The following is a 12,401-nucleotide window of genomic DNA, read 5'->3' on the forward strand; positions in this document are numbered from 1 at the left end:
GGGTTCGCGCCGCCCCCGGTCCGGGGGCGGCGCGCCGGTCAGCCTTCGTGCGCGGTGGTGACCAGGCCGGAATCCCCGTCGTCGCGGCGGTAGAGGAGGCAGCCCGCCCCGGTGCCGGCGTCGGCGAAGAAGACGAACGGGAAGCCGGTCAGCTCCAGCCGGTCGAGGGCCTGCCCGGTGGTGAGGCGGGGAGCGGGCAGCGGGCTGACCGAGATCGCCGCGCAGGTCGGGGCCGGCAGGTCGGGCCGGGGGTCGAGCTGGGCGAGCCGGTAGCCGTCGCCGGTGCGGTAGATCACGCTGTCCTGGCCGGTCGCGGTCTCGGTGAACAGCAGGAAGTCGTAGTCGAGGTCCTCCATGTCCACCGCCGCCTCGTCGGGCACGGCGCGGGCGGCCGTGAAGGTCCGCACGATCCGGCGTTCCCCGGCGGGCGGGGCGGGGTGAGCCGGCCGGGGGTGGCGTCCGCGCCGGTTCTCCCAGTCCCTGCCGGTCTCCAGCAGGCGCGTCCGCAGCCGGTCGCCCAGCAGGTGGATGGCCGCGCGGGTGGAGGCGGCGCCGGCCCGGGCCCTGATGAGCCGGCCCTGCACGTCCACCACGGCCTCGGCCGTACGCCGCTCCCCCGCGATCTCCGGTGTGGCGGCGAGCTTGACCGTCGCGCCCAGCACCGGCTCGTGGGCGAGCCGGGTCAGGTCGGCCACGGTGTGCCGGGCACGCCGTACGTCGGCCGCGCGCACGCCGCCGCCGCGGATCCTGACCTGAACGTCGTCGGCGTCAAGGGCGATGGGCCTGTGCCTCATTCGTGAACACCTTCTTCGCATCCGGTGGTGATGGACCCAGCCTCTGACCTGAGCGGATGCGGCCGCCAGGGCCGTAGGTCCCACCGCGCGACGACCTACGGCCCGCGGCGGCGGGGGCGTCAGGAACGTCGGTAGCCGGGATGCACGCCGGGGGTCAGGCCCTGGTCGGCGGCGATCAGCTCCAGCAGGGAGAGCAGCTGCCCGCGCTGGTCGGGGCTGAGGGAGGAGGTCAGGTCGGCCTCGTGCGCCATCGCGCTCTTCCTGATGTCCTCCATGACCCGCGCGCCCTGCTCGGTCAGGTGCAGCTCGTGGTTGCGGCGGTCGCCGGCCGACCGGCGCCGCTCCACCAGGCCCGCCCGGTCCAGCGGGTCGAGCAGCGCGGTGACCCGGCTGGGGACGACGCCGAGATCGGCGGCGAGCGACTGCTGGCTGCGGCCGGGCTGGAGGGCGACCATCCGCAGCAGTCCGACGTCGGCCGGCGACAGGCCGAGCTCGGCGACCCGCGCGGCGAACCGGCCGGCGGCGTGCGCGCCGAGCTGCGCGAGCAGGAAGGCGACGCCCATCGGGCGGTTGCGGGACGCGGACACAGCGCATACTGTACTCCGCACAGAACCATTCACAAGAGTGAACCTTTCTCTAGAGAGAAGTAATATGCGATGACCACCGACCTGCCTGACTGGCCCAGGCATCCAGGACTGGAGGGCAAGGTCGCCCTCGTCACCGGCGGTTCGCGCGGCATCGGCGCGGCCACGTGCCGCGCGCTGGCCGCCAACGGCGTCAAGGTCGCGGTCACCGGCCGCGACACCGAGGCGGTGGCCCGCGTCGTCGCCTCGATCACCGGCGAGGGCGGCCGGGCGCTGGCCGCGCCCGGCGACGTGACCGACGCCGGAGCCCTGGCCCGCATCCGCGCCGAGGTCGAGGCCGCGCTGGGGCCGGTGGAGATCCTCGCCCCGTTCGCCGGAGGGCAGGGGGCGCCCGCGCCGACCGCCGGGCTCGACCCCGCCCGCTGGCGCGCCGTGCTGGAGTCCGATCTGACCTCGGTGTTCCTCACCGTCCACGAGTTCCTGCCGGGCATGCTGGAGCGGGGTGCCGGGTCGATCATCCTGATGTCGTCCACCGCGGGCCGCCGTCCCGGGGGCGCCAACGCCGCCTACGCCGCGGCCAAGGCGGGCGTCGTCATGTTCGCCCGGCATCTGGCCGCCGAGGTGGGCGGCGACGGCGTACGGGTCAACTGCCTGGCGCCCTCGGCCGTGCTCAACGACAAGCTCGCCACGCTGCCGGCCGAACGGCTCGCCCAGCTCGCCGCGACGTTCCCGCTCGGCCGCGTCGGCCATCCCGCCGACGTCGCCCAGGCCGTCCTCTACCTCGCCTCGCCCGCCGCCTCCTGGGTGACCGGGGCGACCCTCGACCTCACCGGCGGACGGATCTCCGGATGAACGCCGCGCTCTGCCCGTCCCCCGCACCCACCGTCCACACGGAGGCCATGTCATGACCGACCCGATGACCGAGCGGCTCGTCCGGTTCCAGCGGCCCGGCGCCCTGCCCTACCTGATCGGCGCGGACGAGTCCCGCCTCGCCGCCCTGTTCGGCCTCGACGCCGACGCCTACCGCGCCCTGCTGGACGGCTTCGACCGCCAGGCCCGTCAGGCCGCCGAGACGCTGCTGGCCCGGCCCGGCCTGGCCGACGCCGTCGACCGGCTGCCCCTGAACGCCCAGGGCGGCCAGAACGCCTTCCACGTCGTCGCCGTCGGCGAGAGCACCACCGCCGACCGCCTGTCCTGGTTCGAGATCCTGGGCCGGCTCGTCGCGCTGCGCCGCCCCGGCGACGCCGTCCGCTTCACCAACCTGGCGATCTCCGGCAGCACCACCACCCAGGCGCTCACCCAGCTCCCCGCCCTCGGCTTCCAGCGGCCCGACCTGGTGCTGTGCATGATCGGCGCCAACGACGCCCAGCACCTGGCCCCCGGCGCGCCGACGCTGGTCAGCGCCGCCGAGACCGAACGCAACCTCGCCATGCTGCACGACCTGGCCCAGGAGCGGGGGCCCGCCCGCTGGGTCTGGCTCACCCCCAGCCCGGTAGACGAGCCGCGCGCCGCCGCCTACCCGCACTTCCGGCGGGCCGGGATCAGCTGGGCCGCCAAGGACATCGACGTCACCGCCGACCACCTGCTGGGCCGTCCCGAGCTCACCGTGGACACCAGGCTCGCCGTCTCCGACGACCACCACTTCCTCGACGACGGCGTGCACCTGAGCATCGAGGGCCAGCGCGAGATCACCGCGGCCGTCGTACGGGCGCTGGCCGGTGCGGCATGAAGCTGATGGTCCTCGGCGCGACCGGCGGCACCGGAGGCCAGGTGGTCGAGCAGGCGGTCGCCGCCGGGCACGACGTCACCGTCCTGGCCCGTGACCCCGCCCGCGTCCCGGCGAGCGAGCGGGTGCACGTGATCGGCGGCGACGTGCTGGCCCCCGGCCCCTGGCGGGCGGCCGTCGCCGGGCACGACGCCGTGCTGTCGTGCCTGGGCAGCACCGACCGCGGCCGTCCCACCACCGTCTACTCCCAGGGCACCGCCAACGTCGTCGCCGCCATGCGCGAGGGCGGGGTGCGCCGCCTGCTGTGCCTGTCCTCGGCGGGCCTGGAGATCCCGCCGGGCACGCCGCTGGGCCGCCGCCTGGTCACCCGCTTCGTCATCCAGCGCCTCTACCGGCACGGCTACGCCGACATGGAACGCATGGAGGCCGCGGTCACCGCCGCCCACGACCTCGACTGGACGATCGTGCGCCCGCCGATGCTCACCGACGGCCCCCTGACCGGCGTCTACCGCACCGCCGAGAACGCCCCGCTGGCCAAGGCGAGCTCGATCTCCCGCGCCGACCTGGCCCACTACCTGCTCAGCCACATCACCGACGAGCACAACCGCCACGCCGTCGTGGAGATCGCCGGCGGCTCCTGACCCGCCTTGCGCGGGCGCTCCCTAGGCGATGCGCGCGAGGGAGCCCCGACCTGTCACAACGTAGATCGGTCTCACCTCCTCGGGTCGATGCGCTGGAAACCTACCACACCATCAGATTTCAGCTGCGCGCCGACGGTCAACCGTGCAGCAGATCGAGGATGTGCGGCCAGGCGTCGGCGCCGAGCCCGGCGTCGGCCGCCGGGTCGCCCCCGTAGAGGAAGTCCGGCGACTCGGGAGCGGGCCCCTCCCCCGGCAGGCGCGGACGGTGACCGGCCTCGGCCCGGCTGACCAGCCGCACCGTACGGCCGGCGGCACGACGCCGCTCGGCCAGCCGCCCGGCGAACGGCAGGGACGGCCACATGGCGTCGTCCCCGCCCGCCACCAGCAGCACGTCGGCCGCCGCCGCCTCGATGGGGATCGCGGCGGCCGGGAGCAGCCCGGCGAACGTCCGCTCGCTGAGCTCGTACAGGGCGCGGAGGGCCAGCGGGCCGTGCTCGGGCTCGTCCTCGGCCCAGTCGTCGTCGTACGGGACGAATGGCAGCGGCTCCCCCTGCCACGTCCAGGACGACCGGTATGGACGCTTCTCCCCGTCGGGACCGGGCCCGACGTTCCCCCACACGACCGAGGTCGGCGACAGCGCCACCACCCCGCCGACCCGCCGGTCCCGGACGGCGGTCAGCAGCGCGGCCTCGGCCCCCTTCGACATGCCCAGCACGCAGATGCGCCGGACCCCGGTGGACTCCAGCAGGTCGACGGCCGACACGAACGTCTCCAGCGGGATCTCGCAGATGCCGGGCGACTGCCCCGGACCGCCGAACCACCGGATCGACAACGCGGTCACCCCCTCCGCGGCGAGGAGGCGAGCCCTCTCCCGTTCGATCCGCCCGCTCGACCCCGCCAGCACCAGGACGCCCGTACGGCCGGCCCGGCCCGGAGTGACCAGGACCCCTTCCCATGGGGAGCTCAGTTCGCGCTCATCCATCTGCACCCCTCGGCACTCGGCGGCATCGCATCTTACTGAGAAGCAGCCCAGGCGCCCGAACGGCGAACCGCCATCAAATGGGACACTAGGACCGCAACATTCCGACGAGGGGAGAACGCCATGTCGTTCCAGGCGTACCTGGACAACATCGAGGACAAGACCGGACTGACGCCTCGCCAGTTCATCGCCCTGGCCCAGGAACGCGGCTTCGACGCCCCTTCCACCAAGGCCGGGACGATCACCGACTGGCTCAAGCAGGACTACGACCTCGGACGCGGCCACGCCATGGCCCTCGTCCACGTGATCAAGAAGGGCCCGAAGATCGACGCCAAGCACGTCGGCACCTCCGGCGTCCACCGCGACGAGTCCGACACCCTCTGGCTGGACGGCAAGGCCACCCGCCCCGAGACCGCCTGACCCCGGGCGGGCTCCCGCGTGTCCGTCACCGCAGGATCCGGCGAAGAGGCCCCGGCGGGGTTGAACCCCGCCGGGCCCGTCCACGGATCCGCAGGTGTCAGAAGTCGGCGTCGAAGCTGACCGAGCCGGTCACCCCCATCTGGTACGCCGACACCCGCCGCTCGAAGAAGTTCGACAACTCCTGCACGTCCTGCAGTTCCATGAACGCGAACGGGTTCTTGGCCCCGTACAGCGGCTCGATGCCGAGCTGGGCCAGCCGCCGGTCGGCCACGTGCTCCAGGTACGACCGCATGTCACCGGCCGACATGCCCGGCACACCCTGCCCGAGCAGGTCCTCGGCGAACTGGGCCTCGCAGTCCACCGCCTCGGCCAGCATCTCCCTGACCTCGCGGGCCATCTCCTCGTCGAAGAGGTCCGGCTCCTCCTGCCGTACGACGTCGACCACGTCGAAGGCGAAGGCCATGTGCATGGACTCGTCGCGGAACACCCAGTTGGTGCCCGAGGCCAGCCCGTTCAGCAGGCCGCGCGAGCGCAGGAAGTAGACGTAGGCGAAGGCGCCGTAGAAGAACAGGCCCTCGATGCAGGCGGCGAAGCAGATCAGGTTGAGCAGGAACGCCCGCCGGTCGTCGCGGGTCTCCAGCCGCTGGAGGCCGTCGATGGAGTCGATCCAGCGGAAGCAGAACTCGGCCTTGCGCCGGATGGAGGGGATGTTCTCCACCGCCGCGAACGCCGCGAACCGCTCCTCCTCGTCCGGCACGTACGTGTCCAGCAGGTTCAGGTAGAACTGGACGTGCACGGCCTCCTCGAAGAGCTGCCTGCTCAGGTAGAGGCGCGCCTCGGGCGCGTTGACGTGCTGGTAGAGGTTGAGCACCAGGTTGTTGGCCACGATCGTGTCGCCGGTGGCGAAGAAGGCGACCAGGCGGCTGACCAGGTGGCGCTCGGCCGCCGACAGCTTGGACAGGTCCGCCAGGTCGGAGTGCAGGTCCACCTCCTCGACGGTCCAGGTGTTCTTGATCGCGTCGCGGTAGCGGTCGAAGAAGAGGGGGTAGCGCATGGGCCGCAGGGTCAGGCTCATGCCCGGGTCGAGCAACATCACGTTCTCCTCGGGGGTCACTGGCAGGCTTCGCACGACTCGGGATTCTCCAGGGAGCAGACCAGGGCCTCCTCGGACCTGTTCACGAGGGGCACGGTGGCCTGCTGGATCCGGGTGGCCGGGCGCGAGCGCAGGTAGTAGGTGGTCTTCAGGCCGGACTTCCAGGCGTACAGGTACATCGATGAGAGCTTGTCGATCGTCGGGGCGCTCATGAACAGGTTGAGCGACTGGCTCTGGTCGATGTACGGCGAGCGCGCGGCGGCCATGTCGATCAGCGCGCGCTGGGGCAGCTCCCAGGCGGTGCGGAACAGCCGGCGCACGTCCTCCGGCAGCTCGGCGATGCCCTGCACCGACCCCTCGGCCTGCTTGATGGCGGCCCTGACGCGCTCGTCCCACAACCCGCGCGACTTGAGCTCGGCCACCAGCGCGTTGTTGATCTGCAGGAACTCGCCGCTCAGCGTCTCGCGCTTGAACAGGTTGGACACCTGCGGCTCGACGCACTCGTAGCAGCCGACGATCGAGGCGATGGTGGCGGTCGGCGCGATCGCGATCAGCAGCGAGTTGCGCAGGCCGTGGGCGGCGATGCGCTCGCGCACCGCGTCCCAGCGCTCGGCCTGGGTGCCGCTCTCCCCCCACAGGTCATGCTGGAGCCTGCCCCGCGCCGCCCACGTCTGGTCGTAGGCGGGGTGGGCGCCGAAGCGCTCGGCGAGACCGGCGGAGGTCTCCAGCGCCGACAGGTAGATCTCCTCGGCGACGCGGGTGGACAGCTCCTTGGCCTCGGCCGAGTCGAACGGCAGCCGCAGGGCGAAGAAGACGTCCTGGAGGCCCATCACGCCCAGACCGACCGGGCGCCAGCGCGGGTTGCTGGCCGCGGCCTGCTCGCTCGGGTAGTAGTTGATGTCGATCACGCGGTCGAGGAAGGTGACCGCGGTGCGGACGGTGGCGCGCAGCCGCTCCCAGTCGAGGCCGCCGTCGGTGAGGTGGGCGGCGAGGTTGACCGAGCCCAGGTTGCAGACCGCGGTCTCGGCGTCGCTGGACACCTCGATGATCTCGGTGCACAGGTTGGACAGGTGCACGACGTTGCCGGGCTCGGCGGCCTGGTTGCACAGGCGGTTGGCGGCGTCCTTGAAGGTCATCCAGCCGTTGCCGGTCTGGGCGAGGGTGCGCATCATCTTGGCGTACAGGTCGCGGGCCCTGATCTGCCGGACGTACCGACCGGCCCGCTCGGCGGCGCGGTAGGCGTCCTCGAACGCCTCCCCCCACAGGTCGGGCAGCTCGGGGACCTCGTCGGGGTCGAACAGCGACCACGGCTCGTCGGCCTCGACGCGGCGCATGAACTCGTCGGGGATCCAGTTGGCCAGGTTGAGGTTGTGGGTGCGGCGGGCGTCCTCGCCGGTGTTGTCGCGCAGCTCCAGGAATTCCTCGACGTCCGGGTGCCACGGCTCCAGGTAGACGCAGGCCGCGCCCTTGCGGCGGCCGCCCTGGTTGACGGCGGCCACGGACGCGTCGAGCGTGCGCAGCCACGGGACGATGCCGTTGGAGTGCCCGTTCGTGCCGCGGATCAGCGCGCCGCGCGAGCGCACCCGCGACCAGGAGATGCCGATCCCGCCGGCGAACTTCGACAGCTGCGCCACCTGGGCGTAGCGGTCGTAGATGGAGCCGATCTCGTCCCGGGGCGAGTCGACCAGATAGCAGGAGGACATCTGGGTGTGCCGGGTGCCGGAGTTGAACAGCGTCGGCGAGCTGGGCAGATAGGCCAGCGACGACATGAGCCGGTAGAAGCCCACGGCCTCGGCGGGCGTCTCGGCCAGCCCGCACGCCACGCGCAGCAGCCAGTACTGCGGCGTCTCCACCACCAGCCGGGTGGACGGATGGCGCAGCAGGTAGCGGTCGTAGACCGTGCGCAGCCCGAAGTACTCGAACCGCAGGTCGGCGGTGACGTCGATGGCGTCGTCGAGCTTGCGGGCGTTGGCGTTGACGAACTCGGCGGTCTCGTCGCCGACGAGCCCCTCGGCGTGGCCCAGCCGGATCGCCTGGCTGAAGGAGGCCACGCCCTGCCCGCGGACCTCCTTGTCGATGTAGCCCGACAGCAGCCGCGCGGCCAGGCGCGAGTACTGCGGCTCCTCGCCGATCATCTCGGCGGCGGTCTGGATGGACAGCCGGTCCAGCTCGGCGGTGGTCGCCCCGTCGTAGAGCCCGCTGATCGTCTTGGTGGCCACCCGCATCGGGTCGACGTCCGTCAGATCGGTCGCCCAGTGCTCCACCGCACGTACGATCTTGTTGACGTCGACCGGCTCGGCCGTGCCGTTGCGCTTGCGCACCCGCATCTGGACGCGCCGCGGCTCGGGTCGCTCGCCGTCCGCCCGTGCCGTCTCGGCCAGGTCCGTCATCGGGTCCCCTGTGACCGTCACTTCGCTCTCCCCTCGTGAACTCGGTCAGATGCCGAGAACACGCGCAGGAGGCGGACGGCAGGGAGCCACAGCCCTCTCGCCGGTACCGTCCGCCGTCCCACGCGGCCTCGGAGCAGCCGCGCACGCATGATCGTGCACGGCGCGCCGGCAGGTCTTCGGACTCGTGGGCATGCTGTCGCTGCCTACTGGCCGTCGCTTCCCGGGCCCATGGCCCAGTGCGTCTGACGGCGGTCGTTCCCACTCACCGCTGCGGGGCAGTCCCGGATTTCCACCAGGTTCCCTCTTGCCTCGGTCACCCTGGCTGGGCGCCCGAACCGGCTGCGGGAGACACCATATATAGGGTGGATCAAAAAGTCACACCCAACATGTCGTGTTGCGAAGAAGCCGCGACCCGATCCGGCCGCCCGGCGGCCCGGCGACGTCTCCCCCACCGGACGCGTCTTCACCAACCGGCACGGCCGGGCCTGGACGACCGGCGCCGTCCGGTCCGGCTACGCGTCTCGGTCGACGATCCCGCGGGCCAGGCGGGCCAGGGCGGCGGTGATCTGCTCCGGGGTGAGCCCCCGCCTGCGCTGCTCGGCATAGACGTCGGGCCCCAGCGGGGCGAGGAGGATGTCGGCCAGCGCGTCGGGCTCCGGGATGCCCGCCTCGGTCAGCAGCACCCGTACGTGCGCCCGCCAGAACCCGTAGGCGCCGGTGGCGTACCGCATCGCGCCCTGCTCGGCGCCCAGGACCAGTGAGATGTGCTCGTCCAGCAGCTCGACCATCGCGGCGTAGAAGGCGGCGAGCCGGTCGGCGGGAGGCGCGCCGGGGCCGAGCGGCGGGTCGCCGCGCAAGAGGCGTTCCTGCAGCACGCGCTCGTGCTCGTCCAGCAGGGCCTGCGCGATCGAGACGGTGTCGGGGTAACGGCGGTAGAGCGTGCCACGCCCCACGCCCGCGGCCTTGGCGATGTCGTCCATCGTCACGCCGCGCGGGTCGCGGGTGGCGAACAGCTCGGCCGCCGCGGCGAGCACCTTGGCACGGTTACGCGCGGCGTCGGCGCGCTCGCGCGGGCGGCCCGCCTCCTCCACGGGACGTCCGGTCAGCAACTCGGTACGGGACTCCATGGCGGCGACTCTAACCCACCCGGCGACAAGTGGACAACGCGTCCGCTTAGTTGCTACGGTCGAGCCGACCCAGAACCGGACGCAATGTCCACTTATTTCGAGGAGCCCCCTCATGACCGTTCTGCTCCACCTGGACGCCAGCGCCCGACGTCGTTCGATCAGCCGCGAGATCGGCGACACCTTCGCCGGGGCGTGGCGGTCCGCCCACCCCGAGGGCACCTACGTCCACCGCGACCTGGCGGCCGAGCCCGTGCCGCACATCGGGGAGGCGTGGACCGAGCTGTGCGACCACGTCATGGCCAACCGGATCACCGACATCGGCCGCTACCACGAGGCCGCCCGCACCCCGGAGCAGGCCGCCGCCTGGGCGATCGTCGAGCCGCTGCTGACCGAGCTGGTGGCCGCGGACGTGGTGCTGATCGCCACCCCGATGTACAACTACTCGATCCCGTCGGCGCTGAAGGCGTGGCTCGACCAGGTGACCTTCCCCCGGATGTCCCTCGCCGGGCGGCGGTTCGTGGTCGCCACCGCGCGCGGCGGGGCCTACTCGCCCGGCGCCCCCAAGGCCAGGTTCGACTACCAGGAGCGCTACCTGCGGGACTTCTTCGCCGGCCACTTCGCCGTCGAGGACACCACCGTCGTCACCGCCGAGCTGGCCAACTCGCGCGTCGACCCCGACCTGGCCCACCTGCGCCCCCGGCACGACGAGCTGTACGCCGCCGCGCTGCGCGGGGCCCGCGACCTGGGAAAGGAGTTCTGACGATGAACTGGCTGGTCCTCGGGCTGGCCGGGCTGGTCGAGATCGCCTGGGCGCAGAGCATCAAGCCCACCCAGGGGTTCACCAGGCCGCTGCCCACCCTGATCTGCTTCGTCCTCATGGTGGCCGCGGTCTGGCTGCTGTCGTACTCGATGAAGACCCTCCCGGTCGGCACCGCGTACGCGGTCTTCACCGGCATCGGGGCGGTCGGCGCGATCGCCCTGGGCGTCGTCGTCCACAAGGACCCGGTGTCGGCCGGCCGGATGGCCGCGCTGGCGCTGATCGTCGGCGGCATCGTCCTGGCCCGGGTCACCAGCCCGGAGTGACCCCGTCAGGCGGGGGTCGCGGCCCGTCGGGGACGATCCCCGAACCAGCGGGTGAGGGCGGCCTTCAGGCCGTCGTGGTCCGCGCCCGCCCAGGCGACGTAGCCGTCCGGCCGGACGAGCAGCGCCGGGGCGGGGGCGTCGGCGGCGGTCGCGGCCACGTGGCGCACCCGGTCGAGCCAGGGCGCGGCGGTGGCGGCGAGGGCGTCGCCGCCGGTCAGGTCCAGGAGCAGGGGGCGGGCGTCACGCAGCAGCTCGGCCAGGCGCCGCGACCGCCCGTCGCCGGCGGTCAGGCCGAGGGACGGCGCGAACCACCCGGCGGGCGCGGCGGGCGGCTCCTCCCCCATGTCGAAGCGGACGTCGCTGCCCGCCATCAGGTCGGCGACCAGGCGCAGGTTCTCCGTACGGCCCAGGAGCTCGGCGAACAGCCGGCGCAGCGCCGTGACCTCGGCCCCGGGCGCCAGCAGGGCGGTCGCGGCCAGGGTCTGCGTGTTCACGCGTTCGGCGCACGCGCGGCGCTCGGCCTCGTGGCTGTCCAGAAGCCCTTCGGGGGCGTGTCCGCGCAGCGTGGCGGCGAGCTTCCAGGCCAGGTTGGCGGCGTCCTGAAGCGCCAGGTTCAGGGTGGGCCCGTGGCTCACCTGGGCGGCGTCGCCGGCGATGAAGACCCGTCCGGCGCGGTAGCGGTCGGCGAGCCGGGTGTTGCGCCCGCACAGGCGGCGCAGCATCGTCGGCGCGCCCTCGGGCGGCGGGCTCAGGGGCAGGCGCACGCCGAGGACGCGTTCGACGCTCTTCTCCATCTCGGCCATCGTCATCGGCGCGCCCGGCCCCGGGAAACCGCCCGCCGGATGCTCCTCCCATTCGGCCGTGTTGATCAGCGGCCGCCGCGGATCGTGGGCCAGGAGGGTGAAGACGCCGCGGTCGGTGCGGTGGAAGTGCGCGGGGATCTCGCCGAGCCCGTCGATCAGGACGCGCCCGCCGGGGAGCAGCCGGAAGTGCTCGCCCGGCCCGATGAGGGCCGAGCGGTCCACGACGTGGTCGTCGCTGACGCCGGGGAAGGCGATGCCGGCCGCCTTCCTGACCATGCTGTGGCCGCCGTCGCAGCCGACCAGGTAACGGGCCGTGAGGGTCGTCCCGACGCCGCCGGGGCCGCGGGCCACGACCTCGACCCGGTCGTCGTCCTGGCCGAAGGAGCTCACCTCCCAGCCGCGCCGCACGTCCGCGCCGAGTTCGGCCGCGCGCTCGCCGAGCACCCGTTCCAGGTCGCGCTGGTCGCAGGGCAGGAGGTACATCGGGTTCTCCTCGCCGAGCGCGTGCAGCGGTAACGGCATCCCGCCGAAGAAGAAGCCCGGCGCGGGCGCCGGGACTCCCCTGCCGCCGCAGCGTTCGTACAGGCCGCGGTGGTCCAGGAGCCGTACGACCTGGCCGGCCAGGCCGTGGGCCTTGTCCGACAGGTCGGGCTCCGGCCGTCGTTCCAGGACCAGCGGCCGGACGCCCGCAAGGCGCAGCTCGCAGGCGAGGAAGAGGCCGGCGGGCCCGCCGCCGACGACGATGACGTCGAACATCATGG

The 12,401-nt window shown here is 72.9% G+C and carries 13 protein-coding genes and 1 riboswitch; of the genes, 6 read left to right on the top strand and 7 right to left on the bottom strand.

Going from position 1 to position 12,401, the window contains the following annotated elements; translation table 11 throughout:
- Positions 1-38 precede the first annotated feature (38 nt).
- Together ACIHAD_RS39685 and ACIHAD_RS39690 are read right to left on the bottom strand one after the other, a co-directional pair.
- Positions 39-794 carry a sigma 54 modulation/S30EA ribosomal C-terminal domain-containing protein gene (locus tag ACIHAD_RS39685; RefSeq protein WP_397359932.1) on the bottom strand — a complete coding sequence of 252 codons (756 nt, stop codon included), beginning with the start codon at positions 792-794 and terminating at the stop codon, positions 39-41.
- A gap of 119 nt (positions 795-913) precedes the next feature.
- Complete coding sequence (locus ACIHAD_RS39690) at positions 914-1,381, bottom strand: MarR family winged helix-turn-helix transcriptional regulator (protein ID WP_397359933.1); 468 nt, start codon at positions 1,379-1,381, stop codon at positions 914-916.
- A gap of 69 nt (positions 1,382-1,450) precedes the next feature.
- Here ACIHAD_RS39690 and ACIHAD_RS39695 point away from each other — a divergent pair, with 69 nt between their 5' ends.
- The 3 genes from ACIHAD_RS39695 to ACIHAD_RS39705 are packed head-to-tail and all read left to right on the top strand — an operon-like array spanning position 1,451 to position 3,745.
- Positions 1,451-2,230, top strand: coding sequence for an SDR family NAD(P)-dependent oxidoreductase (locus ACIHAD_RS39695; RefSeq protein ID WP_397359934.1), 780 nt, complete (start codon positions 1,451-1,453; stop codon positions 2,228-2,230).
- Positions 2,231-2,282: 52 nt separating this feature from the next.
- Positions 2,283-3,107 (top strand): SGNH/GDSL hydrolase family protein, encoded by an 825-nt coding sequence (locus tag ACIHAD_RS39700; protein WP_397359935.1) that lies wholly within the window; start codon positions 2,283-2,285, stop codon positions 3,105-3,107.
- The gene (locus ACIHAD_RS39705; protein ID WP_397359936.1) at positions 3,104-3,745 is read left to right on the top strand and encodes an NAD(P)-dependent oxidoreductase; all 642 of its coding nucleotides are present in this window, start codon (positions 3,104-3,106) and stop codon (positions 3,743-3,745) included. Before ACIHAD_RS39700 ends, ACIHAD_RS39705 begins: the two co-directional genes overlap by 4 nt.
- A gap of 136 nt (positions 3,746-3,881) precedes the next feature.
- Here ACIHAD_RS39705 and ACIHAD_RS39710 read toward each other — a convergent pair whose 3' ends face one another.
- On the bottom strand, positions 3,882-4,727 hold the full coding sequence (locus ACIHAD_RS39710; RefSeq protein WP_397359937.1) for an acyl-CoA thioester hydrolase/BAAT C-terminal domain-containing protein: 846 nt from the start codon (positions 4,725-4,727) through the stop codon (positions 3,882-3,884).
- A gap of 120 nt (positions 4,728-4,847) precedes the next feature.
- Here ACIHAD_RS39710 and ACIHAD_RS39715 point away from each other — a divergent pair, with 120 nt between their 5' ends.
- Entirely contained in the window at positions 4,848-5,144 is a 297-nt protein-coding gene (locus ACIHAD_RS39715) for a DUF4287 domain-containing protein (protein ID WP_397359938.1), read from the top strand.
- 97 nt (positions 5,145-5,241) lie between these two features.
- Here ACIHAD_RS39715 and ACIHAD_RS39720 read toward each other — a convergent pair whose 3' ends face one another.
- The 3 genes from ACIHAD_RS39720 to ACIHAD_RS39730 all read right to left on the bottom strand — a co-directional run bounded on the left by ACIHAD_RS39720 (position 5,242) and on the right by ACIHAD_RS39730 (position 9,754).
- Positions 5,242-6,273 (bottom strand): ribonucleotide-diphosphate reductase subunit beta, encoded by a 1,032-nt coding sequence (locus ACIHAD_RS39720; protein ID WP_397359939.1) that lies wholly within the window; start codon positions 6,271-6,273, stop codon positions 5,242-5,244.
- Positions 6,255-8,648 (bottom strand): ribonucleoside-diphosphate reductase subunit alpha, encoded by a 2,394-nt coding sequence (locus ACIHAD_RS39725; RefSeq protein WP_397359940.1) that lies wholly within the window; start codon positions 8,646-8,648, stop codon positions 6,255-6,257. Before ACIHAD_RS39725 ends, ACIHAD_RS39720 begins: the two co-directional genes overlap by 19 nt.
- Positions 8,649-8,776: 128 nt before the next feature.
- Positions 8,777-8,982: riboswitch (cobalamin riboswitch) on the bottom strand.
- A gap of 157 nt (positions 8,983-9,139) precedes the next feature.
- Entirely contained in the window at positions 9,140-9,754 is a 615-nt protein-coding gene (locus ACIHAD_RS39730) for a TetR/AcrR family transcriptional regulator (protein WP_397359941.1), read from the bottom strand.
- 112 nt (positions 9,755-9,866) lie between these two features.
- Between ACIHAD_RS39730 and ACIHAD_RS39735 the strand changes: the two genes are divergently transcribed.
- Both ACIHAD_RS39735 and ACIHAD_RS39740 read left to right on the top strand, forming a co-directional pair.
- Complete coding sequence (locus ACIHAD_RS39735; protein ID WP_397359942.1) at positions 9,867-10,514, top strand: FMN-dependent NADH-azoreductase; 648 nt, start codon at positions 9,867-9,869, stop codon at positions 10,512-10,514.
- A 2-nt stretch (positions 10,515-10,516) separates the two neighbouring features.
- Positions 10,517-10,837 carry a DMT family transporter gene (locus ACIHAD_RS39740; RefSeq protein ID WP_397359943.1) on the top strand — a complete coding sequence of 107 codons (321 nt, stop codon included), beginning with the start codon at positions 10,517-10,519 and terminating at the stop codon, positions 10,835-10,837.
- Positions 10,838-10,842: 5 nt separating this feature from the next.
- Here ACIHAD_RS39740 and ACIHAD_RS39745 read toward each other — a convergent pair whose 3' ends face one another.
- Positions 10,843-12,399, bottom strand: coding sequence for an FAD-dependent monooxygenase (locus ACIHAD_RS39745; protein ID WP_397359944.1), 1,557 nt, complete (start codon positions 12,397-12,399; stop codon positions 10,843-10,845).
- Between the last annotated feature and the right edge of the window lie 2 nt (positions 12,400-12,401).

The sequence above is a fragment of the Nonomuraea sp. NPDC052265 genome (genome assembly GCF_044547985.1).
Lineage (GTDB): Bacteria > Actinomycetota > Actinomycetes > Streptosporangiales > Streptosporangiaceae > Nonomuraea.